Raw genomic sequence first — 24508 nt, forward strand, 5'->3', positions numbered from 1 at the left:
CTCGCAACCCGAACCTATTCCGAAGATCGACGGTGACCGCCAGCGTCACACCCGGCCGCGCGCTGCGCTACGCCGGGGGCTCCGCGCGCGGCCTCCTACACCAACCGTTGGGACACAGCCCTTACAATTGGTAGCTACTTCGGAGCAGTCAACGTGATGGGTTGGGAGTGGTGGCAGGGTCTGCTCATAGCCGCGCCCGGTCTCTTGTTCATCGTTCCAGCATTAGTGATGGCAGCACTGGAACCGGTCCTGCAACGAAGAACGTAGCCCCCCCAACTTCCCCCTTGCTCCCCGACGTCTTCCCCCCTATACGGGCGCATCCGCGATTCCGGGGGGACTCGGAGTCGGCGGTCTGTCATTGATCCGCCAGGTCCTCGGTGACCCCACAAGGGGCCGACTGGCGATTGTGAAAAGGAAAGACCGGCATGAAAGCCGAAGAACTGCGTTCGAAGACGCCGGACCAGCTGCGTGACAGCCTGGTTCAGCTGAAGAAGGAAGCCTTCAACCTGCGCTTCCAGCAAGCGACCAACCAGCTTGAGAACACCGCCCGCATGCGTGCCGTCCGCCGCGACGTCGCCCGCATCAAGACCGTTCTCAACCAAAAAGCCGCCGAAGCTGCGAAGTAAGGGGTAAAGTCATGCCGAAACGCATCCTGCAAGGCGTCGTCACCTCGGACAAGAACGAGCAGACGATCACCGTTCTCGTGGAACGTCGCTTCAAGCACCCGCTGCTGCAGAAGACGGTCCGCAAGTCGAAGAAATACCGCGCCCATGACGCGGAGAACAAGTTCAAGGTCGGCGACGTGGTCCGCATCGAGGAATGCGCGCCGATCTCGAAGACGAAACGCTGGACCGTGGTGACCGAAGCTTCGGCTTGATCCCCCCCGGTTCCGAACGAAACCCCAGGGCGCGTCCCTGAAGGTCGGGAGACTGAAAAATGATCCAGATGCAGACGAATCTGGATGTCGCTGACAACTCCGGCGCACGCCGGGTGCAGTGCATCAAGGTTCTTGGCGGTTCGCACCGCCGTTATGCTTCCGTGGGCGACATCATCGTGGTGTCGGTCAAGGAGGCGATTCCGAAGGGCCGCGTGAAGAAGGGGGACGTCCGCAAGGCCGTCGTCGTCCGCACCGCCAAGGAAGTCCGCCGTGAAGACGGCACCTCGATCCGCTTCGACCGCAACGCCGCCGTCATCCTGAACAACCAGGGCGAACCGGTCGGCACCCGTATCTTCGGGCCGGTCGTGCGCGAGCTGCGGGCCAAGAACTTCATGAAGATCATCTCGCTGGCTCCGGAGGTGCTCTGATGGCTGCCAAGCTGAAGAAGGGTGACACGGTCGTCGTGCTCACCGGCAAGGACAAGGGCAAGAAGGGCGAGATTTCCGCCGTCATGCCGAAGGAAAACAAGGCCATCGTCGACGGCGTGAACGTCGCGATCCGTCACACCAAGCAGTCGGCGTCCTCGCAGGGCGGTCGGTTGCCGAAGGCGATGCCGATCGACCTGTCGAACCTCGCCATCGTGGACAAGAACGGCAAACCGACCCGCGTCGGCTTCCGCATGGAAGGCGACAAGAAGGTCCGTTACGCCAAGACCACCGGGGAGGTGCTGTAATGCTCGACGCAGCGAAATACACGCCCCGGCTTAAGGCCGTCTATGCGGACAGGATCCGCGCGGCGATGAAGTCGGAATTCGGCTACAAGAACGACATGCAGATCCCCAAGTTGGACAAGATCGTCCTGAACATGGGTGTCGGCGAAGCGGTCAAGGACACCAAGAAGGTGAAGCAGGCCGCCGAGGAACTGGGCCAGATCGCCGGTCAGAAGGCCGTCATCACCAAGGCCAAGAAGTCGATCGCCGGCTTCCGCGTCCGTGAGGAAATGCCCTTGGGCTGCAAGGTCACCCTGCGCGGCGACCGGATGTACGAATTCCTCGACCGGCTCATCAACGTGGCTCTGCCCCGCGTCCGCGACTTCCGCGGCGTCAAGGGCACCAGCTTCGATGGTCGCGGCAACTATGCCATGGGCCTGAAAGAGCACATCGTTTTCCCCGAAATCAACTTCGACAAGGTCGACGAGGTTCTGGGGATGGACATCATCATCTGCACCACCGCGAAAACCGACGCGGAAGCCAAGGCGCTGTTGAAGCATTTCAACATGCCCTTCACGTCGTAAGCCGCGAGGAACCTGAGATATGGCAAAGAAATCCATGGTGAACCGCGAAGTGAAGCGGGCCAAGCTGGTGAAGCAGCATGCTTCCAAGCGCGCCGCGCTGAAGGCGGTGATCAACGACCAGTCCAAGCCGATGGAAGAGCGTTTCAAGGCGACTCTGAAGCTGGCCGAACTGCCCCGCAACTCGTCGGCGACGCGGATCCACAACCGCTGCCAGCTGACGGGCCGTCCGCATGCGTATTACCGCAAGCTCAAACTGTCCCGTATCATGCTGCGTGACCTGGCCTCGTTCGGCCAGATCCCCGGCATGGTCAAGTCCAGCTGGTAAGGGAGGCATCAGATGTCCATGAACGATCCTCTCGGCGATATGCTGACCCGTATCCGCAACGCCCAGATGCGCGGCAAGTCCACCGTGACGACCCCCGCCTCGACGCTGCGCGCCCGCGTGCTCGACGTGCTCCTCTCGGAAGGCTACATCCGTGGCTACGAGAAGAACGAGACCGCCAACAAGCAGGGCGAATTCACCATCAGCCTGAAGTACTACGAAGGCGAGCCCGTGATCCGCGAAGTGAAGCGTGTCTCGAAGCCCGGCCGTCGCGTGTACATGGGTGTGAACGAGCTTCCCTCGGTCCGCAACGGCCTGGGCGTCGCCATCGTCTCGACCCCCAAGGGCGTTCTGTCGGATGCAAATGCACGCGCTGCCAATGTCGGCGGCGAAGTGCTTTGCACCGTGTTCTGAGGAGGGGTCCATGTCTCGTATCGGCAGAAAACCCGTTACCCTGGTCAAGGGCACCTCGGCCTCGATCAGCGGCCAGACAATCGAAGTGAAGGGCCCGAAGGGCACCCGCAAGTTCACCGCGGGCGACGACGTGACGATCACCATCGAGGGCGACACCATCAAGGTGACCCCGCGTGGCCTGTCCAAGCGCGCGCGCCAGCAGTGGGGCATGACCCGCTCCATGATCGACAACCTCGTCACCGGCGTTTCCACCGGCTTCAAGTCGGAACTGGAAATCCAGGGTGTCGGCTACCGCGCCGCGATGGCCGGCAACACCCTGAAACTTTCGCTGGGCTACAGCCACGAAGTGAACTTCGAGGTGCCGAAGGGCGTGACCGTGTCCGTCCCCAAGCAGACCGAGATCGTCGTGGAAGGCATCGACCAGCAGCAGGTCGGCCAGGTGGCAGCGAACATCCGCGAATGGCGTGCTCCCGAGCCCTACAAGGGCAAGGGCATCCGCTACAAGGATGAGTATATCTTCCGCAAGGAAGGCAAGAAGAAGTAAGGGTGGCGAACATGGCAAACAACAAGAGAGAGTTGTTCCTCAAGCGCCGCCTGCGCGTCCGGAACAAGATCAAGGCGAGCGCGCATGGCCGCCTGCGGCTGTCGGTGCACCGCTCCTCGAAGAACATCAGCGTCCAGCTGATCGACGACGTGAAGGGTGTGACCATCGCTTCGGCTTCCTCGCTCGAGAAGGAACTCGGCGTGGTCGGCAAGAACAACATCGAGGCTTCGGCCAAGGTGGGCGCGGCGATTGCCGAGCGGGCCAGGAAGGCGGGTGTCGAAGAGTGCTACTTCGACCGCGGCGGCTTCCTGTTCCACGGCAAGATCAAGGCGCTTGCCGATGCAGCCCGCGAAGGCGGTCTGAAGTTCTGATCTCGGCGGGTGGCCTTCGGGCCACCCCGATGATCCGGGTCCCCGGCCAGACCGGGGACACCAGGATTGGCTTTAACGGCACAGCGTGCCACCACGAAGGATATGCCAGATGGCAGAACGTGAGAACCGCCGGGAGCGTCGTGACGACCGTCGCGACAACCGGCCCGAAGAAACCCCGGAATTCGCCGACCGTCTGGTCGCGATCAACCGCGTCTCGAAAACCGTCAAGGGTGGCAAGCGCTTCGGCTTTGCAGCCTTGGTCGTCGTCGGCGACCAGCGCGGTCGCGTCGGCTTCGGCAAGGGCAAGGCCAAGGAAGTCCCCGAGGCGATCCGCAAGGCGACCGAGCAGGCCAAGCGCAGCATGATCCGCGTGCCGCTGAAGGACAGCCGCACCCTGCACCACGACATGGAAGGCCGCCATGGCGCCGGCCGCGTCGTGATGCGGACCGCCGTGGCAGGTACCGGCATCATCGCCGGCGGCCCGATGCGCGCCGTGTTCGAGATGCTGGGCGTCCAGGACGTCGTCGCCAAGTCGATCGGCAGCCAGAACCCCTACAACATGATCCGCGCCACCATCGACGGGCTCAAGGCCGAGACCTCGCCCCGTCAGGTTGCGTCGCGTCGTGGCAAGAAGGTCGCAGAAATCCTTCGGAAGCCCGAAGCCGAAACCGTGGAGGCCTGAGCATGGCTGACAAGAAGAAAACCATCGTCGTGAAGCAGATCCGGTCGGCCGCCCGCCGTCCGGCCGTCCAGACCGCGACGCTGAAGGGCCTCGGCCTGAACAAGCTGAACCGCACCCGCGAGCTGGAGGATACTCCTTCCGTCCGCGGCATGGTGAACTCGATCAGCCACCTGGTCCAGATCATCGAAGAGCGCGGCTAAGCCGTAGGGTGGGGTTCCACCCCACCGCACCGACATCAAACGCCCTCGCGGAAACGCGGGGGCGTTTTCCGTTCCGTCAAGCGAATTGCCGACCCGCAATTGCCCCTCGACCACAAGTCCGTCCACAAGTCCGTCCTGCATGGCCATTCCCGACTCTGCCACGGTAAACACCACCCTAACGGAATCCGGAAAGGCGTTGATTACATGGAGAAAAAGCAAGGTTGTCCACCGTGGGCAGCCTTGGCCTTGCTTTTCAGGGGCCCGTGCTGTATCGCCCCCCGGTGGCCAAGTCCGGCCATGAGAATCAAGAAAAGCCGAGGGTGCCCCGTTCTCGCTTCGGGGGCACATCCGGCAAGGAGAAGCGACATGAAACTGCATGAACTCGCCGACAACGAAGGCGCGGCCAAGAAGAAGAAGCGCGTGGCGCGCGGCCCGGGCTCGGGCAAGGGCAAGACCGCCGGCCGTGGTATCAAGGGTCAGAAGTCCCGCTCGGGCGTCGCCCTGGGTGGCTACGAAGGCGGCCAGATGCCGCTCTACCGCCGCCTGCCGAAGCGCGGCTTCAACAAGCCGAACAAGCTGCACTACGCGGTCGTGAACCTCGGGATGATCGAGAAGTTCATCGCCGCCGGCAAGCTGGACGCCAAGGCCGAGATCACCGAGGACGCGCTGGTCGCGGCAGGTGTCACCTCGAACAAGCGCGACGGCATCCGCGTGCTGGCCAAGGGCGAGCTGAAATCCAAGGTCAACCTGACCGTCACCGGCGCCTCGGCCTCGGCTGTCGAAGCGGTCGAGAAGGCGGGCGGCAAGGTCACGCTCCTGGCACCCGTGGCGGCTGCGGCTGAATAAGCATTGTGAGCGGCCGCAAGGTCGCTTACATCAGCACCCAGTTTTCCCGCGCCGCCGAACCGGAAAACGGTCCGGCGGCGCTTGGCTTGAAAGAGACCTGACATGGCATCTGCTGCCGAACAAATGGCCGCGAACCTCAGCTGGGGCATGCTTGGCAAGGCGACCGACCTGCGCCAGCGTATCTTCTTCACGATCGGCCTCCTGATCGTCTATCGGCTCGGCACCTTCATTCCGGTTCCCGGCATCGACGGGGACGCGCTGCGAGAGTTCATGCAGCAGGCGGGGCAGGGGATCGGCGGGATGCTGAACCTGTTTACCGGCGGCGCGGTCAGCCGGATGGCGATCTTCGCGCTGGGGATCATGCCCTATATCAGCGCCTCGATCATCGTACAGCTTCTGGGCACGATGTATGCGCCTTGGCAGCAGCTGAAGAAGGAAGGCGAGCAGGGCCGCAAGAAGCTGAACCAGTACACCCGCTACGGCACGGTGGCGCTGGCGATCCTGCAGGGCTACGGCATCGCCATGTCGATCCAGGCCGGTGGTCTTGCCCATAATCCGGGCCTCTTCTTCGTCGCCTCCTGCGTCATCACCCTGGTCGGCGGCACGATGTTCCTGATGTGGCTGGGCGAGCAGATCACCGCCCGCGGCATCGGCAACGGCATCTCTCTCATCATCTTTGTCGGCATCGTGGCCGAGATCCCCGCCGCCATCGCCCAGTTCTTCGCGCAAGGGCAATCGGGCGCGCTGTCCACCCCGGTGATCCTGGGTGTGATCGTGATGGTCGTGGTGGTCATCGCCTTCGTCGTGTTCATGGAGCGGGCACTGCGCAAGATCTCGATCCTCTATCCGCGCCGGCAGGTGGGGATGAAGGTCTATGAGGGCGGCTCGTCGCACCTGCCGATCAAGGTCAACCCGGCGGGCGTCATCCCGGCGATCTTCGCCTCGTCGATCCTGCTTCTGCCGACGACGATCAGCACCTTCTCGGGCTCGACCACCAACCCGGTCCTGTCCTGGCTCGCGGCGAACCTTGGCTACGGCCAGCCGCTGCACCTGGCGTTCCTGGCCGGGATGATCGTCTTCTTTGCCTATTTCTACACGCTGAACGTCTCGTTCAAGGTGGACGAAGTGGCCGAGAACCTGAAGAACCAGAACGCCTCGGTCCCTGGCATCCGCCCCGGCAAGAAGACCGAGGAATATCTGGAGTATGTCGTGAACCGCGTGCTGGTGCTGGGGTCGGCCTATCTTGCGGCGGTCTGCCTTCTGCCCGAGATCCTGATCAGCCGCGTCGGCATCCCGTTCTACTTCGGCGGAACTTCGGTGCTGATCGTGGTCTCGGTGACGATGGACACGATCCAGCAGGTCCAGTCGCACCTTCTGGCGCACCAGTACGAGGCGCTGATCGAGAAGTCGCAGCTGCGCGGACGCAAGAAGCCCGGTGCCAAGACGGCGCCCAAGGCCCCGGCGCGGCGCTGATCCATGGCCAACGTCATCCTCCTGGGGCCGCCCGGCGCGGGCAAGGGAACCCAGGCCAAGCGACTGGAAGAGACGCGCGGCATGGTGCAGCTCTCCACCGGCGACATGCTGAAGGAGGCGATCGCCAAGGGCACCGAGCTGGGCAAGCGCGTCGAGGGCATCATGGCGCGCGGCGAACTGGTCACGGACGAGATCGTCATCGGCCTGATCGAGGACAAGATTAAGACCGGCGCCAAGGGCGGCTTCATCTTCGACGGCTTCCCGCGCACGCTGAAGCAGGCCGATGCGCTGGGCGAGTTGCTGGCGCGCACCGGTCAGCGGCTTGACGCGGTGATAGAGATGCAGGTGGACGACGCGGCGCTGGTCGCCCGGATCACCGGCCGCTTCACCTGCGGCACCTGCGGCGCGGTCTATCACGACGTGACCCATCCGACGAAGGTGGCCGGCATCTGCGACGCTTGCGGGTCCACCAACCTGAAGCGGCGGGCAGACGACAACGAGGAAACCCTCAAGACCCGTCTGATGGAGTACTACAAGAAGACCTCGCCGCTGATCGGCTATTACTATGCCAAGGGGCAGCTTTCCGCCGTTGACGGCCTCGCCGACGTGGAGGTCGTTGCGCAGGCGATCGCATCGGTTCTTGACAAAGCCTGAAAAACCCTTCTCGCGGCCTTGACGCCCCTCGCAAAAGCCCCTAATGCACGGCGTCCCGCAATGGAATCGCCTTGCGGGCCTTCCTTTTTGGAGGTTCGTATCGCCGGGCCCGCTGCCCGTGCGGTGTTGTGAAAAAAGGTTCTGGAACTACGGAACCGCAACGAAGAAGGACGACACGTTTGGCACGTATTGCTGGCGTCAACATTCCGACCGCGAAACGGGTTCCGATCGCGCTCACCTACATCACCGGGATCGGGCCGCACACGGCCGAGACGATCTGCGAGGCGCTCAAGATCGACCGCGCCCGTCGCGTGAACCAGCTGACCGACAGCGAAGTGCTGGCGATCCGCGAATACATCGACGCGAACCTGACCGTCGAAGGCGACCTGCGCCGCGAAGTCACGATGAACATCAAGCGTCTGATGGACCTGGGCTGCTACCGGGGCCTCCGTCACCGCAAGGGCCTTCCGGTCCGCGGCCAGCGCACGCACACCAACGCCCGCACCCGCAAAGGCCCCGCGAAGGCCATTGCCGGCAAGAAGAAATAAGGGGGCTGAGAGATGGCACGCGATACCAAGGCTGTCCGCGGCAAGAAGAAAGAACGCAAGAACATCGCCGCCGGCGTGGCGCATGTGAACTCGTCGTTCAACAACACCAAGATCCTGATCTCGGACGTTCAGGGCAACGCGATCTCGTGGTCGTCCTCGGGCACCATGGGGTTCAAGGGCTCGCGCAAGTCGACGCCCTACGCCGCGCAGATGGCCGCCGAGGACGCTGGCCGCAAGGCGCAGGAACACGGCGTGCGCACGCTGGAAGTCGAAGTGCAGGGCCCCGGCTCGGGCCGTGAATCGGCGCTGCGCGCCCTCGCGGCCGTGGGCTTCCAGATCACATCGATCCGCGACGTGACGCCGTTGGCGCACAACGGCTGCCGTCCGCCGAAGCGTCGCCGCGTCTAAGGCATTGATTTCGGCCGGGCCGTGGGGGGATCACCCCTCGCGGCCCGGTTTTCGTCGTTTACGATCCTCGGGCGTCCGCCGGCTTTCGGACATCGGCAGCGGACAAGAATAGGGGCTTCAGAATGATCCACAAGAACTGGCAGGAACTCATCAAACCCGCGAACCTCGTCGTGAAGCCGGGGGCCGATGCTGCGCGCGTGGCGACCGTCATCGCCGAACCGCTGGAGCGCGGTTTCGGCCTGACGCTGGGCAACGCGCTGCGCCGGGTGCTGATGTCGTCCCTGCAGGGCGCGGCCATCACCAGCGTGCAGATCGACAACGTCCTGCACGAGTTCTCTTCGGTGGCCGGCGTGCGCGAGGACGTGACCGACATCGTGCTGAACCTCAAGGGCGTCAGCATCAAGATGGAGGTCGAGGGGCCGAAGCGGCTGTCGATCTCGGCCAAGGGGCCGGGGGTGGTGACGGCCGGCGACATCTCGGAATCGAACGGCATCGAGATCCTGAACAAGGACCATGTGATCTGCCACCTCGACGAAGGCGCGGACGTGTTCATGGAGCTGACCGTGAACACCGGCAAGGGCTATGTCTCGGCCGACAAGAACCGCCCCGAGGATGCGCCCATCGGGCTGATCCCGATCGACGCGATCTATTCGCCGGTCAAGAAGGTCAGCTACGAAGTGACCCCGACCCGCGAGGGACAGGTGCTGGACTATGACAAGCTGACGATGAAGGTGGAAACCGACGGCTCGCTGACGCCCGAGGATGCGGTCGCCTATGCCGCGCGCATCCTGCAGGACCAGCTGTCGATCTTCGTCAACTTCGAGGAACCGGAAGCCGCCAAGGTCGGCGAGATTGATTCGGGTCTGGAGTTCAACCCGCTCCTCCTGAAGAAGGTGGACGAGCTGGAGCTTTCGGTCCGTTCGGCCAACTGCCTGAAGAACGACAACATCGTCTATATCGGCGACCTGATCCAGAAGACCGAGGCGGAAATGCTCCGCACCCCGAACTTCGGCCGCAAGTCGCTGAACGAGATCAAGGAAGTGCTCTCGGGCATGGGTCTGCATCTCGGCATGGATGTCGAAAGCTGGCCGCCGGAGAACATCGAGGACCTGGCCAAGCGCTTCGAGGACCAGTTCTGAAGCTACGGTGCGCTGTAGCGCACCCTGCGTCAAATGCCCGCGTCGTGCGGGGAAACCATGGGCATCCCGCCCCAACGACGCCGCCCGCAACGCACGGGCGGCAACACAAAGCAAAACGACGTCTAGGAGATCATCATGCGTCACGCCCGCGGCTATCGCCGCCTGAACCGCACCCACGAACACCGCAAGGCGCTGTTCGCCAACATGGCCGGCTCGCTGATCGAGCACGAGCAGATCAAGACCACCCTGCCCAAGGCCAAGGAACTGCGCCCGATCGTCGAGAAGCTGGTCACGCTGGCCAAGCGCGGCGACCTGCATGCCCGCCGCCAGGCGGCTGCGGCTCTCAAGCAGGACATGCATGTCACGCGCCTGTTCGACGTGCTGGCCCCGCGCTACAAGGACCGTCAGGGCGGTTATGTCCGTATCCTCAAGGCCGGCTTCCGCTATGGCGACATGGCGCCGATGGCGATCATCGAGTTCGTCGATCGCGACACTTCGGCCAAGGGTGCCGGTGACCGTGCGCGGCTTGAAGCTGCCGAAGACTGAGTTCAGGCTCTGACTGAACCTAACAGAAGGCCCGTCAACCCTGGCGGGTCTTCGCCATTTTGGCCGCAACTGATGCGGGCCTGCGACCGTATGACGCTAATTCGTCAGGGTAACGCAATGACCGTCTTGAAATTTTACACTCAAGGTTGAACATGAGCCGGTAAGGAACCTTTTGCCGATGTCGCAGAGTAAACGATTGACCGAACTGTACGAAGAATTGAACGAGCTGGCGCCTGAGGGCTACGCCGTCGGGCTTCACATCCGCTTTGCCAGTCCGCTGATCTACCACAGCCGGTATCCGGCCGACTGGGTCGAATACTACAACTCGCATTCCTACTATTTGCGCGATCCGGTGATTTTCTGGGGAATCGGAACTGCCGGAACCCGACGCTGGAGCGAGATTCCCTTGCCGGATCCATTCGAACTGCTGAAGAAGGCCGCAACCTTCGGAATGAAATACGGGGCCGTATCGTCCTATGGCCCGATCACCTCGCGATCGATGGCTGGCATCACCAGGTCTGACCGCGAGTTCACCGATTCGGAGATGGAGCGTCTCGCCGATATCACCGCGCGCCTGCATATCGCCGCGAAGCCTCCTTCGGAACTGACCAAGGCGCAAATCGAAGCGCTACAATGTATCGCAAATGGGGACCGTCACTCTGCTGCCGCAGCAAAACTGGGGATATCGGAAAGCGCCTTCAAGGCACGACTGAATTCGGCTCGAATCAGACTGGAGGCCCGGACTGCGACCGAGGCTCTCAAGAAGGCGCGCGAATACCGTTTGCTGTAAGCTTGTGATGTTTCCCTCTGATTGTCCAAGGATCAAGCAGAAGGAGACCGCTATGGAAGTTACCACTCTCTCGTACGAGAACCTGCACAACCATGGCGAGTTGTTCGCCAACATGTTCCGGGCGCGGCATCGCGCCTTCATCCAGCACAACAAGTGGGATCTGCCGCAGTCGAACGGGATGGAGTTCGACCAGTACGACACGCCCGCCAGCCGCTGGGTGGCAGTGCATGAGGGCGGTGAGGTCCTGGCAGGCATCCGGCTGACGCCTACCACCCACAAATGCGGCATCTACAGCTACATGATCCGCGATGCGCAGCGTGGCCTTCTGGAGACGATTCCCGCCAACCTCTTGAATTACCCTGCCCCGGTTGCCGAAAACATCTGGGAAAGCAGCCGCGTCTTCGTATCCGAATCCGTTCCGGCGTCAATGCGCCTGCGGGTCCAGTTGCAGTTGCGCCAGGAAATGGTGAATGCCGCACGGGCATTGGGCGCCACCTCGGTGCTCGGGCTGATTCCCGAAGCCTCGCGCCGGATCGGTCGCCGCGTCGGGCTGGAATGCGAGCCGGTAGGGCCGATCCTGAACTTCGATGGTCTCGACTGCGTGTGCGTCACGATCAACATGGCGCCGAACATGCATTGAGCGCCCCGATCATGCTGGTCAAGACAAGACTGGATTGGTTCGCCTGACACGCTATGGCTGAGCGGTGGTGTTGCGCATGCTGTAGGGACATGAGCAGACGAACAAGTATCGGCGCAGAGCTGCGACATGTGGCCGGGGTTGCGATCGCGGGTTACTTCATCGGTCTCAACATTCGTTTCACCTCGCCGATACTGACATTCCACAGTTACGACCGGCGTTGGATCGAACATTACACCGAGAACGGCTATGTTCTGCGTGACCCGGTGATGGTCTGGGCGCTCTCCCGTACTGGTGTGATCAGGTGGAGCGATCCGGACCTGCCGGATCCTTGCGGGCTGTTCCGGGAAGCTGCGCAATATGGATTGAACTGCGGTGCGACTGTCTCGGTGGGTCTCATAAACTCGCGTACGATTGCCAGTTTCGCCCGGCACGACCGCGAGTTTCAAGATGATGGGCTCGTCAATTTGGAACGCTCGGTGCAGCGCATGCACGAATTGAGCGCACCGGCGGAGGCCCTGACCGAGGCGCAGATCGGGGCCTTGCGATGCATCGCAGGGGGCGACCGGTTTGTTGCAGCGGCAGAAAAGCTGGGAATCTCGGAAAGCGCGCTGAAGGCGCGGATCAGTTCTGCCCGCGAGCGCCTGCTGGCGCGGACGACTGCCGAGGCGATCCAGCGCGCGAAGGACAGCCGTCTGATCTGACTACGTCTCCTGCAAGGTTGCGACTTGACCCAACACTGCAGGAGGACACCATGCGGACCACGACGCTTTGGGCGACGTATTGCCCGACGCTGCTGTCCGCGACCGGGCCGCGCTGGGCGGACCGTGTGGATGTCGAGATGAAGGCGATGGGCCCGGTTCTGGTGATCGACGAGATCGAGAGTCAGGTGGTAGAGATGGATCTCCCGGGCGCGCGCCACTGAAGGGACCCGCGGAGCGCGACTCGGAGCGTTCCGGGTTGCCTCGCTGCCCTGATGGTCCCAGATAGGGATGGCAATGTCGCCGGAGGTCCCTGATGCGTCCTTTGCTGCTTCTTCTCTGCCTCTCTCTCGTCCCTGCGCCTGCATTGGTGCGCGCCGAAACGGTCGTGCCCGGCAGCGCCGGGGACATCACGCTGTCCTTCGCCCCGGTCGTGCGCGAGACCGCCCCGGCCGTGGTGAACATCTACGTCCGCCAGCAGGTGCGGGATCGGGCAAATCCCTTCGCCGGAGATCCGTTCTTCGACCAGTTCTTCCAGGATTTTGCCGGCCCCCAGCGGGTGCAGAACTCGCTGGGCTCGGGCGTGATCGTGTCGCCCGACGGGATCGTCGTTTCCAATCATCATGTCGTGGCAGAGGCGACCGACATCCGGGTCGTTCTGGCCGACCGGCAAGAGTTCGCCGCGCGGGTGCTGCTCGACGATCCGCAGGCGGACCTGGCCGTCCTGAAGGTCGAGACCGAAGAGCCGCTGCCCGCGCTGGAGTTCGGCGACAGCGATGCATTGCAGGTCGGCGATCTGGTGCTGGCGATCGGCAATCCCTTTGGCGTGGGCCAGACGGTCAGTTCCGGGATCGTGTCCGGGCTGGCCCGCTCGGCGCTGCAGGTGGGGGATGGGACGGGTTATTTCGTGCAGACCGATGCGCCGATCAATCCGGGCAACTCCGGGGGCGCGCTGGTGGATGTTGCGGGGCGGCTGGTCGGGATCAACACGGCGATCCTGACGCGCGGCGGCGGGTCGAACGGGATCGGCTTTGCCATCCCCTCCAATCTGGTCGCCGCCGTGGTTGCGCAGGCAAAGGCCGGGAAGAGCCGGTTTGAGCGACCCTGGGCGGGGATGATGGCGCAAGAGGTGGATGGATCCTTCGCCGAGGCCCTTGGGATGGATCGCCCCATCGGGGTGATGATTACGGCGCTGCATCCGCAAAGTCCTTTCGCCCTGGCCGGCCTAGCCGAGGGCGACGTGGTTCTGGCCCTGGGTGCCGCGGCGATCAACACGCCGCAGGAATTCCTGTATCGTCTCGCGGTTCTGGGGCCGGGGCCGCAAAGCGTGAGGTTCATTCACGAGGGCACCGAAGCCGAGGCAGAGGTCGTTCTGGGACCGGCGCCGGACGCGCCGGATCGCCAGACGCTCACCGTGTCCGAAGACGTGATCCTGCGCGGCGCCACGCTGGCACGGATCAATCCCGCGGTGATCGGCGAGTTGCGACTTCCCCTGTCCGCAAGCGGTGTCGCGGTGATGGAAGCCGCCGATCTGGCCTATGACATCGGCTTGCAGGCGGGCGACGTGCTGGTGGCGATCAATGGCATGGCTGTCGCCACCCCCGCAGAGGCGCTGGAGGCGGCACGCCAGCCGGCCCGGCTCTGGCAGATCGACCTGATCCGCCAGGGCCAGCCCTTCCGCCTGCGCTTCCGGCTTTAGTCCGGCAGCCTGCCCGGCTACACTGCGGCCATGGCCGATCTCTTCGACATGCCCTATGCCCGACCCGACAGCGGCCCGCGCCCGCTGGCCGACCGGCTGCGGCCGAAGGCGCTGTCCGAGGTGATCGGGCAGGAGAAGGTCCTCTCGCGCGATGGTCCCCTTGGGGCGATGCTGGCGGCGGGATCGCTGTCCTCGCTGGTCCTCTGGGGGCCGCCGGGCGTGGGCAAGACCACCATCGCCCGGCTTCTGGCCGATGAGACCGACCTGCATTTCGTGCAGATCAGCGCGATCTTCACCGGGGTGCCCGAGCTGCGCAAGGTATTCGAGGCGGCGAAGCTGCGGCGCCAGAACGGGAAGGGGACGCTTCTGTTCGTGGACGAGATCCACCGCTTCAACAAGGCGCAGCAGGACGGGTTCCTGCCGCACATGGAGGACGGCACGATCCTTCTGGTCGGCGCGACGACCGAGAACCCGAGTTTCGAACTGAACGCGGCCCTGCTGTCGCGCGCGCAGGTGATCGCGCTGGAGCGGCTGTCGCTGGCCGACCTCGAACGTCTGGCGCAGCGAGCAGAGAAGGAACTGGGCCGGGCGCTGCCCCTGAAGGGCGAGGCGCGCGAGGCGCTTCTGGAGATGGCGGACGGGGATGGGCGGGCGCTTCTGAACCTCATCGAGCAGGTGGCGGCGTGGACCGTCGATGACAGCCTTACCCGAGACCAGCTTTCCCAAAGGTTGATGCGGCGGGCGGCCAAGTACGACAAGGCGGGGGACGAGCATTACAACCTGATCTCCGCCCTGCACAAGTCGGTGCGGGGCAGCGATCCGGATGCGGCGCTCTACTGGTTCGCGCGGATGCTGGAAGGGGGCGAGGATCCCCGTTTCCTCGCCCGCCGGATCACCCGGATGGCGGTCGAGGACATCGGCCTGGCCGACCCGCAGGCCGAGGCGGTCTGCCTGGACGGCTGGCAGACCTATGAACGCCTGGGCAGTCCCGAGGGCGAACTGGCGCTGGCGCAGGCCGTGGTCTATCTTGCGCTCGCCCCGAAATCGAACGCCGTCTATAGCGCCTACAAGGCCGCCCGCGCCGCCGCGCGCGAGACGGGGAGCCTGATGCCGCCGAAGCATATCCTGAATGCCCCGACCCGGATGATGAAGGAGCAGGGCTATGGCGCGGGTTATGCCTACGACCACGACGCCGAGGACGGCTTTTCCGGGCAGAACTACTTTCCCGAAGGCATGAAGCGCCCCGTCTGGTACCTGCCCCCCGAACGCGGCTTCGAGCGCGAGCTGAAGAAGCGGGTGGAGTATTTCGTCAAGCTTCGGGCCAAGCGGCAGGAGGGGTGATCCCCGGGTAACGCAAGGTGAAGGGGTTGCGGGCGGCAGGGTCCGCCGGGGCGGAGCATCACGCGGATAACCCCTTGAATCGCTGGGTTAATCCTTGCACTTTTCGAACAAGTCGATGGTCTGCTTTCTGTCTGGCATCCGCCTGGCATCTGTCCATACGCGCGTCGGTCGCAGAGGCGGTTAACCATGGTCCGCGACTCGGTGGCAGGGGGGCACATCGCCGCGCGTGGCCGCAAATGGGGGCCGTGTCCCCATGCGCCGCATTGACATTCGCCTTGCCCGGACGCAAAGGACGGGCATGTTCCTGAACCTGATCCAGGTCGCCCTTGGCGGGGCCATCGGCGCAAGCATGCGCCATCTGACCAACGTCGGAGTGATGCGCTGGATCGGGCCGGGCTTTCCCTATCAGACGCTGATCGTGAACGTGGTCGGGTCCTTCCTGATGGGCGTCATCGTGGTCGTTCTTGGCCGCAAGGGCGGCATGCACTATGCACCCTTCCTGATGACCGGGATCCTGGGCGGTTTCACCACCTTCTCGGCCTTCTCGCTGGACACGCTGACCATGTGGGAGCGCGGCGATCATGTGATGGCGGCGGTCTATGTCGGGCTGTCGGTCGTCCTGTCGCTGGCGGCGATCGTCGCGGGCCTTGCGATCGCGCGGGCACTGGCATGAGCGTCCAGTTCCTGACCGTGACCGAGGACGAGGGCGAGCAGCGCCTGGACAAGTGGCTGCGCCGCCGCTTTCCGCACCTGACCCAGGGCGCGGTGGAAAAGCTGTGCCGGACGGGTCAGCTGCGGGTGGACAAGGGCCGCGTCAAGGCCTCGGACCGGGTTGCGCCGGGCATGGTCGTCCGGGTGCCGCCCCTGCCGGCGGAAGGCCCGCCGCCAGAGGCGCGGCCGGCCGGGATCAGCGCGGCGGATGCGAAGATGATCCAGGCGGCGGTGCTCTACAAGGACGAGCACCTGATCGTCCTCAACAAGCCCGCCGGCCTGCCCTCGCAGGGCGGCAGCGGGCAGGGCGAGCGGCATGTGGACGGTCTCGCCGAGGCGCTGAAGTTCGGCTACAAGGACAAGCCCAAGCTGGTGCACCGGCTGGACAAGGACACTTCGGGAGTGCTGCTGCTGGCGCGGACCGACCGCGTGGCGCGCGCGCTGTCAGAGGCGCTGCGCCACCGCAATGCGCGCAAGATCTACTGGGCCGTTGTCGCGGGCGTCCCGCATCCGCGCCAGGGGTCGATCAAGTTCGCGCTGGAAAAGGCTCCGGGCCGGGGCAGGGGGGGCGAGGGCGAGAAGATGCTCTGCGTCCATCCCGCCAAGATGGCCGAGCACCCCGAGGCCAAGCGCGCCCATACGGACTATTTCACGCTCTGGTTCCTGGGCTCGCGCCTCAGCTGGATGGCGCTGGAGCCGGTGACGGGCCGCACCCACCAGCTGCGCGCGCACATGGCCGGGATCGGGCATCCGATCCTGGGCGACGGCAAGTATGGCGGCAGCCAGGCCGAGAACTTGGGCGACGGCTGGGGGGCCGGCACCGGGGGCGAGCTGTCGAAGAAGCTGCACCTGCATGCGCGGTCGCTGACGATCGAACACCCGATCCTGAAGAAGCAGATGACCTTCACCGCGCCCCTGCCCGAGCACATGGCGCGGACCTGGAAGCTTCTGGACTGGAAGGAAGACGACGTGCCCGCCGATCCCTTCGAGGTGATCCGGTGAGCGAATGGGCGCCGCGCCGGTTCTGGACCACGGCCAGCGCCGTCCCGGCCGAGGGCGGCTTTGCCGTGCACCTGGACACCCGCCCGCTGCGCACGCCGCGCAAGGCGCTGCTGGTCCTGCCGACCACCGCCCTGGCCGAGGCGGTGGCGGCGGAATGGCAGGCGCAGGGCGACAGGGTCGATCCGGCCTCGATGCCCTTCACCCGCATGGCGAATTCGGCGATCGACACGGTGGCGCCAGAGTTCGACGTGATCGCGCGGATGGTCGGGGATTACGGCGGCAGCGACCTGTTGTGCTACCGCGCCGAGGGGCCGGAGGCGCTGGTGAGGCGGCAGGCCGAGGCTTGGGATCCGCTGCTGGACTGGTGCGCCTCGACTCTGGGCGCGCCGTTGCGGACCACGGCGGGCGTGGTCCATGTGGCGCAGCCGGAGACGAGCCTTGCCGCTCTGCGGGACCTCGTCGGCGGCATGACGGCCTTCCGCCTCGCGGCCTTCCATGACCTTGTCGCGCTGTCCGGGTCGCTGGTCCTGGCGCTGGCGCTGACCCGGGGCCGGCTGGGCGTGGACGAGGCCTGGCGGCTGTCGCGCATCGACGAGGACTGGCAGGTTTCTCAATGGGGCCAGGACGAGGAGGCGGCGGATGTTGCCCGGCGCAAGCACTCGGCTTTCCTGCTGGCGGACCGATTCTATGGATTGTGTGGGTAACAGGATTGCCCAAATCCTGTGCAAGGCCGGGTCGCAAGGCTGTTCGGCTGCTCTAACCCGACGAAAACAGGCATTTTTCCCGAATTCGCCAGAGGCCGCTTGACCAACAAAAGCGCTTTCGTCGAAACTGGCCGACAGCGGGGGCACGACTGCGCCTGCACAAGAAACTGCGCGACAGGATCGCGCTGCATAATCGTGATCCGCGAAGGGTCACTTACTCAGGAAGAGGTAAGAATGAGAAAATCCGTATTCTTCGGCGCGTTCGCGGCCACCGCGCTCGTCTCGGGCATGGCGCTGGCCGGAACCCTCGACGACGTCAAGGCGCGGGGCGAGCTGATCTGCGGGTCCAACACCGGCCTGACGGGCTTTGGCGCTCCGGATGCCAGCGGCAACTGGACCGGCTTCGATGTCGACCTGTGCCGGGCCATCGCGGCCGTCGTCCTGGGTGACGCGACCAAGGTGAAGTTCCTGCCGACCACCGGCGAGACCCGCTTCACCGCGCTGCAGTCGGGCGAGGTGGACGTGCTGGTCCGCAACTCGACCTGGACCTATTCGCGCGACACCGAGCTGGCGCTGGATTTCGTGGCCGTGAACTACTACGACGGCCAGGGCTTCATGGTGAAGAAGGACCTCGGCGTGTCCTCGGCCAAGGAACTGGACGGCGCGACCGTCTGCATCCAGACCGGTACCACGACCGAGCTGAACCTGGCGGACTTCTTCAAGCAGAACAACATCAGCTACCAGCCGGTCACGGTGCAGGACGACTCGGAGGCGCAGCGCCAGTACCTGGCAGGGGCCTGCGACGCCTACACCACCGACGCCTCGGGCCTGGCCGCCAGCCGTGCGACCATGCCGGATGCCGAGAACCACATCATCCTTCCCGAAATCATCTCGAAGGAACCGCTCGGCCCGGTCGTCCGCAACGGCGACAGCCAGTGGGGTGACGTGGTGCGCTGGTCCTACTATGCGCTGCTGATCGCCGAGGAAAAGGGCATCACCTCGGCCAACGTGAACGAGGTCGCGGCCTCGACCACGGACGAGGAAGTCAAGCGTCTCCTCGGCGTGTCGGGCGACATGGGCGCCAAGATGGGCGTCAGCAACGACGCCTTCAAGACCGCCATCGCCTCGGTCGGCAACTACGGCGAGATCTTCGCCCGCAACATCGGCGAAGGCACCACGATCAACCTGGCCCGCGGCCTGAACGCGCTGTGGACCCAGGGCGGCCTGCAATACGCCCCGCCCTTCCGTTGATCCCGGATCCGGGGGCGCCGCAGGGCGCCCCCGCTTTCCATCTTGAACGAACAACCTGACTGACCAGGGGCACCGACCCCGCAGCCACCGGGAAAACCCGGGGCCGTCTTTCCAGGAAACAGGGGGAAACGATGGCTTTTGCCTCGGACGCGCCGAAAGATGGCTTTCGGCTCTCGATGCTCATCTACGATACGCGCTACCGGTCCTACACGATCCAGATCGTGGTGCTGGTGCTGTTCGCCATGGCGGTGGCCTGGCTTCTGAACAACACCGCGCAGAACCTGGCGGCGCGGGGGAAGGAGTTCAACTTCGACTTCCTCTGGCAGCGCGCGGGCTATGACATCGGCCAGCAGCTGATCCCCTATTCGAACGACGACACCCATTTCCGCGCGCTTCTGGTCGGGCTGGTCAACACGCTGGTCGTCGCCTTCTGGGGCTGCGTCTTCGCCACCATCCTTGGCGTCATCATCGGCGTGCTGCGGCTGTCGAACAACTGGCTGATCGGGCGGCTGATGACGGTCTATGTCGAGGTGTTCCGCAACGTACCCCTGCTGCTGTGGATCCTCTTGTCCTACGTCATCCTGTCCGAGACCACGCCCCAGCCACGCGATTTCCGCGTCACGGACGAGATGATCGCGGCGGGCGAGGAGCCAAAGGCCTCGATGATCCTGTTCGACACGGTGGCCGTGACGAACCGGGGAACCAACATCCCCGCGCCGCTGTTCGACCGCAGTCTCGGGTCGATCCAGATCGGCTTCCTGCCGATCAGCCTGAACCTTCTCGCCTTCATCGCGGTCATCATCGCCTCGGTCTGGGCGAACCGCCGGTTGCTGGCCCATGCCAAGGCGGTGCAGGAGGCGACGGGAGACCGACCCGTCACCTGGTGGAAGTCGCTGCTGATCCTGTTCGGTCCGGTCATTGCGCTGAAATTCGCCCTGGGCCTGCATCTGGAGGTCCCGGAGCTGAAGGGTTTCAACTTCCAGGGCGGCATCCTGGTGGCGCACAGTTTCACCGCGCTTCTGATCGCGCTGTCTCTCTATACCGCGGCCTTCATCGCCGAGATCGTGCGGGCAGGCATCCTGGCGATCAGCCGGGGCCAGACCGAGGCCGCCTTCGCCCTCGGCCTGCGCCCGAACCGCACGATGAGCCTGATCATCCTGCCCCAGGCGCTGCGGGTCATCATCCCGCCGCTGATCAGCCAGTTCCTGAACCTGACCAAGAACACCTCGCTGGGGATCGCGGTCAGCTACCTTGACCTGCGGGGCACGCTGGGCGGGATCACCCTGAACCAGACGGGGCGCGAGCTGGAGTGCATGCTGCTGATGATGCTGATCTACCTGTCGATCAGCCTGATCATCTCGGCGCTGATGAACCTCTACAACCGAACCGTCCAGCTGAAGGCGCGCTGAGATGAGCGAAACGCACGCCCAAACCGTCACTTACGTCCGCGACAGCATGCTGCCGCCGGCGCCGCCCCCGGTGGGCGAGCGCGGCGCGGTGAAATGGATGCGCGAGAACCTGTTCTCCTCGCCGCTGAACATCGCCTTGACCGTGCTTGGCGTCCTGATCGTCTGGTGGCTGGTCTCGGCCTCGCTGCCCTGGTGGCTGAATTCGGTCTGGAATGCCTCGTCCCTGGGCCAGTGCCGCGAGATAGTGGCGGCCAGCGCCGGAGAGGGCGCAACCGGCGCCTGCTGGGCCATGGTCCGCGAACGCTGGCACCAGTTCATCTTCGGCTTCTATCCGCCCTCGGAATGGTGGCGGCCGGTGCTGGCCTTCGGGCTCTTGTTCGCCGCCCTGGCCCCGGTGCTGTTCGCCGGGCAGAAGCGCAACCTGACGCTGATCCTGGGCGGGGTGCTGGCCTATCTCATCATCACGCTTTACCTCGCGGGGGCGCCAGGCGTGGCCTTTGCCCTGTCGCTGCTGCTGGTGGCCGGCCTTCTGGTCGTGGCGCAGGTGGCTCCGGGCAGGCTTCTGTGGTTCACGCTGATCTTCCCGGCCCTGTGCTTCTGGCTGCTGTGGGGCGGGTCGATCTGGTCGCCGATCGTGGCCATGGCGGGCTTCGGCGTGCTTTACGCCGTGTTCCGGTTCGGGTCGCCCTTCATCGGCCTGGCGCCTGCCGCCGGGGCCGGCGTCGTGGCGGCGGCGCTGTGGTGGCTTTACATCGACCATGCGATTGCCGAGCGGCTGCAAGCCGCGCTGCCCTTCGCCATCGAGGCGGTCCGGTCAGACCTTTTCGGCGGCTTCCTGCTGGCCATCGTGATCGGGGTTACTGGCATCGCCTTTTCGCTGCCGATCGGCATCCTGCTCGCCCTTGGCCGCCAGTCGGACATGCTGATCGTCAAGACGCTGTCCGTGGGTTTCATCGAGTTCATCCGGGGCGTGCCGCTCATCACGCTCCTGTTCACCGCCTCGCTTCTGTTGCAGTACTTCCTGCCGCCGGGGACGAATTTCGACATCATCCTGCGCGTCATCATCCTGGTGACCTTCTTCGCCGCCGCCTACCTGGCCGAGGTGATCCGGGGCGGGCTCGCCGCCCTGCCGCGGGGCCAGTACGAGGCGGCGGATGCGCTGGGCCTCGACTACTGGCGGGCGCAAAGGCTCATCATCCTGCCGCAGGCGCTGAAGATCTCGATCCCCTCGATCGTCTCTACCTTCATCGGCCTCTTCAAGGATACTACGCTGGTCGCCTTCGTCGGCCTGATGGACCCGCTGAAGGGCGTCACCCAGATCGTCCGCGCCGACATCAACTGGAAGGGCATCTACTGGGAACCCTACATCTTCGTCGGCGCCATCTTCTTCGTAATCTGCTTCGGCATGTCCCGGTACTCGATGTACCTGGAGCGCAAGCTGAAGACCGACCACCGGTAAGGACACATCATGGCTGAAGCTTCCAAAATGCAGATCTCGGACGAGGTCGCGATCCAGATCACCGGCATGAACAAGTGGTACGGCCAGTTCCACGTGTTGCGCGACATCAACATGACGGTGCAGCGCGGCGAGCGGATCGTGATCTGCGGGCCGTCCGGGTCGGGGAAATCGACGCTGATCCGCTGCATCAACCGGCTGGAGGAACACCAGCAGGGCCAGATCATCGTGGACGGGACGGAACTGACGAACGACCTGAAGAACATCGACAAGGTGCGGTCCGAGGTCGGGATGGTGTTCCAGCACTTCAACCTGTTCCCGCACCTCACGATCCTTGAAAACTGCACGCTGGCGCCGATCTGGGTCCGCAAGGTGCCGAAGAAGGAAGCCGAAGAGACGGCGATGCACTTCCTGCGCAAGGTGAAGATCCCGGAGCAGGCGAACAAGTATCCCGGACAGCTGTCGGGCGGCCAGCAGCAGCGCGTGGCCATCGCGCGGTCGCTGTGCATGAAGCCGCGCATCATGCTGTTCGACGAGCCGACCTCGGCCCTTGACCCCGAGATGATCAAGGAGGTGCTGGACACGATGATCCAGCTGGCCGAGGAGGGCATGACCATGCTCTGCGTCACGCACGAGATGGGCTTTGCCCAGGCGGTGGCGAACCGGGTCATCTTCATGGACCAGGGTCAGATCGTCGAGCAGAACGAGCCGCGCGAGTTCTTCACCGACCCGAAGAGCGATCGGACCAAGCTGTTCCTCAGCCAGATCCTCGGGCACTAGGTCCGGGCCGGCGGCGGTCGCGGGTTCAGCCGCCGGGCCGCATTCCGGCGCGGAAGGCGCGACCGAGGAACCCTGCGCTCTGCCGCAGGTAGGTCTCGACGTTGCGACGCCGGAACACGCCGTGGCCTTCGTCGGGGAAGAGGAGCACCTCGTGCGGGATTCCGGCGGCGGTCAGGTCGCGGATCGCGGCATGGGTGTTTTCCGGCCCGACGTTGGAATCCGCCAGCCCGTGCACGATCATCACATGCCCCCGGATCGAGGTGATGAACCGGCCCGGCGAGGCGTTGGCGTATTTTTCGGGGAAATCGTCCGGGGTGCCGCCCATCATCTCTTCGGAATAGGCGCGGCCGTGGGGCATCTCGGTCGCGTGGTAGTCGATGTCCAGCCGGTACATCCCGCACATCGGGATCGCCGCCGTCACCAGGTCGGCGTGGCGGGTGATGGCGAACCAGCTGGAGAAGCCGCCGTAGGAATTGCCCGCCACCGCGACCGGGCCGGGGAGGCCGGCGGCCAGCGCCGCCTCAAGCCCGGCGCGGATGTCGGCCTGTTCGCGCCCGCCCCAGCCGTCCTCCTTCACCGCCTCGCGGTGGGCGTAGCCGAAGCCGGTCGAGCCGCGATAGTTGGGGTCGAGCACGGCATAGCCGCAGGCGACCCAGAACTGGATCTTCGGGTTCACCCAGTCCTCGGAATGCCAGGTGGGCCCGCCGTGGACATAGCCGATCAGGCCCCTGGGTCTTCCTTCCGGGCGGTAGAGCCAGCCCTGCATCGGCCGGCCATCGGGCGCGGTCCATCGGAAGTCCTGCGGCGCGACATGGCGGCGGGCCGGTTCGGGCGAGGCGCGCCAGATGCTGCGGCAGGTGCCGTCCGCCGCCACGGCCACCAGCTCGTGCGGGGCGTCGGCGTCGTAGGCCTCGGCCAGCCAGCCGCCGCCGGGGAGCGCCGCATAGGGCAGAAGACTGCGGCGGCCCGAGCGGTTCGGCAGGGGGCGGATGCCGGAAGGGCCGACCAGCGCGGCGCGGGTGCGGCTTTCGACATGGTGGATGCAGACGAAGTCCGCGCCGGTGCCAGCGAGGACCGAATGCGGGAATAGCCCGGGCTCCCCGGCCAGCCAGTCCAGCGCGCCGGTGGACAGCGTCAGGACGCCCAGCCGGTCGCGCCCCTCGTGGTCGCAGGCAAAGCCGATGCGGTCGTCGTCTGCCCAGGCGGCCAGCACGTTGTTCTTCTCGCCGAGGTCAAGGACCTTCACGGCCACGCCGCCCGCGACGGGCACGAGCCAGAGCTGATACCCCCCCGGCGCGCGGTCGCTGCGGTGCCACAGAAGCCGGGTGCCGTCAGGCGAAAGCTGGGGGCCGACGTAGAAATGCGGCGGGCTGTCGGCGCGGGCAAGGCAGGTCCGCCGGCCGGTCGCCAGGTCCTGCCGCCAGAGCCAGGCGCCCTGGGTCACCTTGCCCGTGGCATAGTCGAAATCGGCGAGGAAAAAGACCGAAGCTCCGTCCCGCGACAGCGCGCCGCCATAGACGTAGTGCGTGTCCTGCGTGGGCGTGATCTGCTCCAGCGCGCCGGTGCTGCGGTCGAGGATCAGGAGGTGGTCGTGTTCGTTCGCGTTCAGCGACTGGGCCAGGACCAGGCGGCTGCCATCCGGGGCCACGTCGCGGATGAGGTAGTGGTCCTGCCCGTCGGTCAGCATGCGCGGCGGGGCGGAGCCGTCGA

Annotated in this window: 32 protein-coding genes; 31 read left to right on the plus strand and 1 reads right to left on the minus strand. The window is 65.0% G+C overall.

What is annotated here, in order from left to right:
• Positions 1–425 precede the first annotated feature (425 nt).
• The 31 genes from rpmC (at position 426) to ACK4IU_RS16150 (ending at position 22798) form a co-directional block, all read left to right on the plus strand.
• Positions 426–626 (plus strand): 50S ribosomal protein L29, encoded by a 201-nt coding sequence (rpmC, locus tag ACK4IU_RS16000; protein WP_409736990.1) that lies wholly within the window; start codon positions 426–428, stop codon positions 624–626.
• Positions 627–637: 11 nt separating this feature from the next.
• Positions 638–877, plus strand: coding sequence for a 30S ribosomal protein S17 (gene rpsQ, locus ACK4IU_RS16005; protein ID WP_374437201.1), 240 nt, complete (start codon positions 638–640; stop codon positions 875–877).
• A 59-nt stretch (positions 878–936) separates the two neighbouring features.
• Positions 937–1305 (plus strand): 50S ribosomal protein L14, encoded by a 369-nt coding sequence (rplN, locus tag ACK4IU_RS16010; RefSeq protein ID WP_023666245.1) that lies wholly within the window; start codon positions 937–939, stop codon positions 1303–1305.
• Positions 1305–1610: a 50S ribosomal protein L24 gene (rplX, locus tag ACK4IU_RS16015; protein WP_149589307.1), complete on the plus strand. Its 306-nt coding sequence runs from the start codon at positions 1305–1307 to the stop codon at positions 1608–1610. Before rplN ends, rplX begins: the two co-directional genes overlap by 1 nt.
• Positions 1610–2170 carry a 50S ribosomal protein L5 gene (gene rplE / locus ACK4IU_RS16020; RefSeq protein ID WP_409736995.1) on the plus strand — a complete coding sequence of 187 codons (561 nt, stop codon included), beginning with the start codon at positions 1610–1612 and terminating at the stop codon, positions 2168–2170. The genes rplX and rplE overlap by 1 nt, the downstream gene beginning before the upstream one ends.
• A 19-nt stretch (positions 2171–2189) precedes the next feature.
• The gene (gene rpsN / locus ACK4IU_RS16025; RefSeq protein ID WP_149076682.1) at positions 2190–2495 is read left to right on the plus strand and encodes a 30S ribosomal protein S14; all 306 of its coding nucleotides are present in this window, start codon (positions 2190–2192) and stop codon (positions 2493–2495) included.
• A gap of 12 nt (positions 2496–2507) precedes the next feature.
• Positions 2508–2906: a 30S ribosomal protein S8 gene (gene rpsH / locus ACK4IU_RS16030; RefSeq protein WP_149076681.1), complete on the plus strand. Its 399-nt coding sequence runs from the start codon at positions 2508–2510 to the stop codon at positions 2904–2906.
• A 10-nt stretch (positions 2907–2916) separates the two neighbouring features.
• Positions 2917–3450, plus strand: a complete 534-nt coding sequence (rplF, locus tag ACK4IU_RS16035) for a 50S ribosomal protein L6 (RefSeq protein WP_409736999.1) — start codon at positions 2917–2919, stop codon at positions 3448–3450.
• A gap of 11 nt (positions 3451–3461) precedes the next feature.
• Positions 3462–3821, plus strand: a complete 360-nt coding sequence (gene rplR, locus ACK4IU_RS16040; protein WP_409737002.1) for a 50S ribosomal protein L18 — start codon at positions 3462–3464, stop codon at positions 3819–3821.
• A gap of 109 nt (positions 3822–3930) precedes the next feature.
• A complete protein-coding gene (gene rpsE, locus ACK4IU_RS16045; protein WP_409737005.1) occupies positions 3931–4503 on the plus strand; it encodes a 30S ribosomal protein S5 in 573 nt (190 codons plus the stop codon).
• A gap of 2 nt (positions 4504–4505) precedes the next feature.
• Positions 4506–4703 (plus strand): 50S ribosomal protein L30, encoded by a 198-nt coding sequence (rpmD, locus tag ACK4IU_RS16050; RefSeq protein WP_135449746.1) that lies wholly within the window; start codon positions 4506–4508, stop codon positions 4701–4703.
• Positions 4704–5069: 366 nt separating this feature from the next.
• Complete coding sequence (gene rplO, locus ACK4IU_RS16055) at positions 5070–5549, plus strand: 50S ribosomal protein L15 (protein ID WP_149589301.1); 480 nt, start codon at positions 5070–5072, stop codon at positions 5547–5549.
• Between the two features lie 102 nt (positions 5550–5651).
• Positions 5652–7022, plus strand: coding sequence for a preprotein translocase subunit SecY (gene secY / locus ACK4IU_RS16060; RefSeq protein ID WP_409737010.1), 1371 nt, complete (start codon positions 5652–5654; stop codon positions 7020–7022).
• A 3-nt stretch (positions 7023–7025) separates the two neighbouring features.
• Positions 7026–7676, plus strand: a complete 651-nt coding sequence (locus ACK4IU_RS16065) for an adenylate kinase (RefSeq protein WP_409737013.1) — start codon at positions 7026–7028, stop codon at positions 7674–7676.
• A gap of 179 nt (positions 7677–7855) precedes the next feature.
• Positions 7856–8224, plus strand: coding sequence for a 30S ribosomal protein S13 (gene rpsM / locus ACK4IU_RS16070; RefSeq protein ID WP_149589298.1), 369 nt, complete (start codon positions 7856–7858; stop codon positions 8222–8224).
• A 12-nt stretch (positions 8225–8236) separates the two neighbouring features.
• The gene (gene rpsK / locus ACK4IU_RS16075) at positions 8237–8632 is read left to right on the plus strand and encodes a 30S ribosomal protein S11 (protein ID WP_149589297.1); all 396 of its coding nucleotides are present in this window, start codon (positions 8237–8239) and stop codon (positions 8630–8632) included.
• 122 nt (positions 8633–8754) lie between these two features.
• The gene (locus ACK4IU_RS16080; RefSeq protein WP_409737017.1) at positions 8755–9771 is read left to right on the plus strand and encodes a DNA-directed RNA polymerase subunit alpha; all 1017 of its coding nucleotides are present in this window, start codon (positions 8755–8757) and stop codon (positions 9769–9771) included.
• A gap of 135 nt (positions 9772–9906) precedes the next feature.
• Positions 9907–10317: a 50S ribosomal protein L17 gene (gene rplQ / locus ACK4IU_RS16085; RefSeq protein WP_409737020.1), complete on the plus strand. Its 411-nt coding sequence runs from the start codon at positions 9907–9909 to the stop codon at positions 10315–10317.
• A gap of 196 nt (positions 10318–10513) precedes the next feature.
• Entirely contained in the window at positions 10514–11107 is a 594-nt protein-coding gene (locus ACK4IU_RS16090) for an autoinducer binding domain-containing protein (protein ID WP_409737023.1), read from the plus strand.
• A gap of 52 nt (positions 11108–11159) precedes the next feature.
• Positions 11160–11747, plus strand: coding sequence for an acyl-homoserine-lactone synthase (locus tag ACK4IU_RS16095; protein WP_409737027.1), 588 nt, complete (start codon positions 11160–11162; stop codon positions 11745–11747).
• An 89-nt stretch (positions 11748–11836) separates the two neighbouring features.
• Positions 11837–12448 (plus strand): autoinducer binding domain-containing protein, encoded by a 612-nt coding sequence (locus ACK4IU_RS16100; RefSeq protein WP_409737030.1) that lies wholly within the window; start codon positions 11837–11839, stop codon positions 12446–12448.
• A 50-nt stretch (positions 12449–12498) separates the two neighbouring features.
• Positions 12499–12669, plus strand: a complete 171-nt coding sequence (locus ACK4IU_RS16105; protein ID WP_409737032.1) for a hypothetical protein — start codon at positions 12499–12501, stop codon at positions 12667–12669.
• Positions 12670–12761: 92 nt separating this feature from the next.
• Positions 12762–14144 (plus strand): trypsin-like peptidase domain-containing protein, encoded by a 1383-nt coding sequence (locus ACK4IU_RS16110; RefSeq protein ID WP_409737035.1) that lies wholly within the window; start codon positions 12762–12764, stop codon positions 14142–14144.
• A gap of 30 nt (positions 14145–14174) precedes the next feature.
• Positions 14175–15485, plus strand: coding sequence for a replication-associated recombination protein A (locus tag ACK4IU_RS16115; protein WP_409737038.1), 1311 nt, complete (start codon positions 14175–14177; stop codon positions 15483–15485).
• Positions 15486–15783: 298 nt separating this feature from the next.
• Complete coding sequence (crcB, locus tag ACK4IU_RS16120; RefSeq protein ID WP_409737041.1) at positions 15784–16158, plus strand: fluoride efflux transporter CrcB; 375 nt, start codon at positions 15784–15786, stop codon at positions 16156–16158.
• Positions 16155–17198 carry an RluA family pseudouridine synthase gene (locus ACK4IU_RS16125; RefSeq protein ID WP_409737044.1) on the plus strand — a complete coding sequence of 348 codons (1044 nt, stop codon included), beginning with the start codon at positions 16155–16157 and terminating at the stop codon, positions 17196–17198. Before crcB ends, ACK4IU_RS16125 begins: the two co-directional genes overlap by 4 nt.
• Entirely contained in the window at positions 17195–17902 is a 708-nt protein-coding gene (locus ACK4IU_RS16130; RefSeq protein WP_409737047.1) for an ATP12 family chaperone protein, read from the plus strand. The genes ACK4IU_RS16125 and ACK4IU_RS16130 overlap by 4 nt, the downstream gene beginning before the upstream one ends.
• Before the next feature lie 234 nt (positions 17903–18136).
• A complete protein-coding gene (locus ACK4IU_RS16135) occupies positions 18137–19153 on the plus strand; it encodes an amino acid ABC transporter substrate-binding protein (RefSeq protein ID WP_409737050.1) in 1017 nt (338 codons plus the stop codon).
• 131 nt (positions 19154–19284) lie between these two features.
• A complete protein-coding gene (locus tag ACK4IU_RS16140; protein ID WP_409737053.1) occupies positions 19285–20562 on the plus strand; it encodes an amino acid ABC transporter permease in 1278 nt (425 codons plus the stop codon).
• Position 20563: 1 nt separating this feature from the next.
• Positions 20564–22021 carry an amino acid ABC transporter permease gene (locus ACK4IU_RS16145; protein ID WP_409737055.1) on the plus strand — a complete coding sequence of 486 codons (1458 nt, stop codon included), beginning with the start codon at positions 20564–20566 and terminating at the stop codon, positions 22019–22021.
• Between the two features lie 9 nt (positions 22022–22030).
• Positions 22031–22798, plus strand: coding sequence for an amino acid ABC transporter ATP-binding protein (locus ACK4IU_RS16150; RefSeq protein WP_409737058.1), 768 nt, complete (start codon positions 22031–22033; stop codon positions 22796–22798).
• 25 nt (positions 22799–22823) lie between these two features.
• On the opposite strand, the gene ACK4IU_RS16155 is transcribed toward ACK4IU_RS16150, so the two are convergent.
• Positions 22824–24508: S9 family peptidase (locus ACK4IU_RS16155; protein WP_409737061.1), on the minus strand; the 1685-nt coding region annotated here is incomplete at its 5' end.

Origin of the sequence: Tabrizicola flagellatus, assembly GCF_046295235.1 — a bacterium.
Classification (GTDB): domain Bacteria; phylum Pseudomonadota; class Alphaproteobacteria; order Rhodobacterales; family Rhodobacteraceae; genus Tabrizicola; species Tabrizicola flagellata_A.

Excerpts from the sequence above, each read along its gene's own strand:
- rpsN (WP_149076682.1), top strand. The coding sequence starts at position 2,190 with ATGGCAAAGAAATCCATGGTGAACCGCGAAGTGAAGCGGGCCAAGCTG.
- ACK4IU_RS16145 (WP_409737055.1), top strand. The coding sequence starts at position 20,564 with ATGAGCGAAACGCACGCCCAAACCGTCACTTACGTCCGCGACAGCATG.
- rpsH (WP_149076681.1), top strand. The coding sequence starts at position 2,508 with ATGTCCATGAACGATCCTCTCGGCGATATGCTGACCCGTATCCGCAAC.
- rplO (WP_149589301.1), top strand. The coding sequence starts at position 5,070 with ATGAAACTGCATGAACTCGCCGACAACGAAGGCGCGGCCAAGAAGAAG.
- ACK4IU_RS16095 (WP_409737027.1), top strand. The coding sequence starts at position 11,160 with ATGGAAGTTACCACTCTCTCGTACGAGAACCTGCACAACCATGGCGAG.
- crcB (WP_409737041.1), top strand. The coding sequence starts at position 15,784 with ATGTTCCTGAACCTGATCCAGGTCGCCCTTGGCGGGGCCATCGGCGCA.
- rplN (WP_023666245.1), top strand. The coding sequence starts at position 937 with ATGATCCAGATGCAGACGAATCTGGATGTCGCTGACAACTCCGGCGCA.
- rpsE (WP_409737005.1), top strand. The coding sequence starts at position 3,931 with ATGGCAGAACGTGAGAACCGCCGGGAGCGTCGTGACGACCGTCGCGAC.
- ACK4IU_RS16140 (WP_409737053.1), top strand. The coding sequence starts at position 19,285 with ATGGCTTTTGCCTCGGACGCGCCGAAAGATGGCTTTCGGCTCTCGATG.
- rplF (WP_409736999.1), top strand. The coding sequence starts at position 2,917 with ATGTCTCGTATCGGCAGAAAACCCGTTACCCTGGTCAAGGGCACCTCG.
- ACK4IU_RS16135 (WP_409737050.1), top strand. The coding sequence starts at position 18,137 with ATGAGAAAATCCGTATTCTTCGGCGCGTTCGCGGCCACCGCGCTCGTC.
- ACK4IU_RS16105 (WP_409737032.1), top strand. The coding sequence starts at position 12,499 with ATGCGGACCACGACGCTTTGGGCGACGTATTGCCCGACGCTGCTGTCC.
- rplR (WP_409737002.1), top strand. The coding sequence starts at position 3,462 with ATGGCAAACAACAAGAGAGAGTTGTTCCTCAAGCGCCGCCTGCGCGTC.
- ACK4IU_RS16080 (WP_409737017.1), top strand. The coding sequence starts at position 8,755 with ATGATCCACAAGAACTGGCAGGAACTCATCAAACCCGCGAACCTCGTC.
- ACK4IU_RS16110 (WP_409737035.1), top strand. The coding sequence starts at position 12,762 with ATGCGTCCTTTGCTGCTTCTTCTCTGCCTCTCTCTCGTCCCTGCGCCT.
- ACK4IU_RS16100 (WP_409737030.1), top strand. The coding sequence starts at position 11,837 with ATGAGCAGACGAACAAGTATCGGCGCAGAGCTGCGACATGTGGCCGGG.
- rpsQ (WP_374437201.1), top strand. The coding sequence starts at position 638 with ATGCCGAAACGCATCCTGCAAGGCGTCGTCACCTCGGACAAGAACGAG.
- rplX (WP_149589307.1), top strand. The coding sequence starts at position 1,305 with ATGGCTGCCAAGCTGAAGAAGGGTGACACGGTCGTCGTGCTCACCGGC.
- rplQ (WP_409737020.1), top strand. The coding sequence starts at position 9,907 with ATGCGTCACGCCCGCGGCTATCGCCGCCTGAACCGCACCCACGAACAC.
- rpmD (WP_135449746.1), top strand. The coding sequence starts at position 4,506 with ATGGCTGACAAGAAGAAAACCATCGTCGTGAAGCAGATCCGGTCGGCC.
- rpmC (WP_409736990.1), top strand. The coding sequence starts at position 426 with ATGAAAGCCGAAGAACTGCGTTCGAAGACGCCGGACCAGCTGCGTGAC.
- rplE (WP_409736995.1), top strand. The coding sequence starts at position 1,610 with ATGCTCGACGCAGCGAAATACACGCCCCGGCTTAAGGCCGTCTATGCG.
- ACK4IU_RS16065 (WP_409737013.1), top strand. The coding sequence starts at position 7,026 with ATGGCCAACGTCATCCTCCTGGGGCCGCCCGGCGCGGGCAAGGGAACC.
- ACK4IU_RS16115 (WP_409737038.1), top strand. The coding sequence starts at position 14,175 with ATGGCCGATCTCTTCGACATGCCCTATGCCCGACCCGACAGCGGCCCG.
- rpsK (WP_149589297.1), top strand. The coding sequence starts at position 8,237 with ATGGCACGCGATACCAAGGCTGTCCGCGGCAAGAAGAAAGAACGCAAG.
- ACK4IU_RS16150 (WP_409737058.1), top strand. The coding sequence starts at position 22,031 with ATGGCTGAAGCTTCCAAAATGCAGATCTCGGACGAGGTCGCGATCCAG.
- secY (WP_409737010.1), top strand. The coding sequence starts at position 5,652 with ATGGCATCTGCTGCCGAACAAATGGCCGCGAACCTCAGCTGGGGCATG.
- ACK4IU_RS16125 (WP_409737044.1), top strand. The coding sequence starts at position 16,155 with ATGAGCGTCCAGTTCCTGACCGTGACCGAGGACGAGGGCGAGCAGCGC.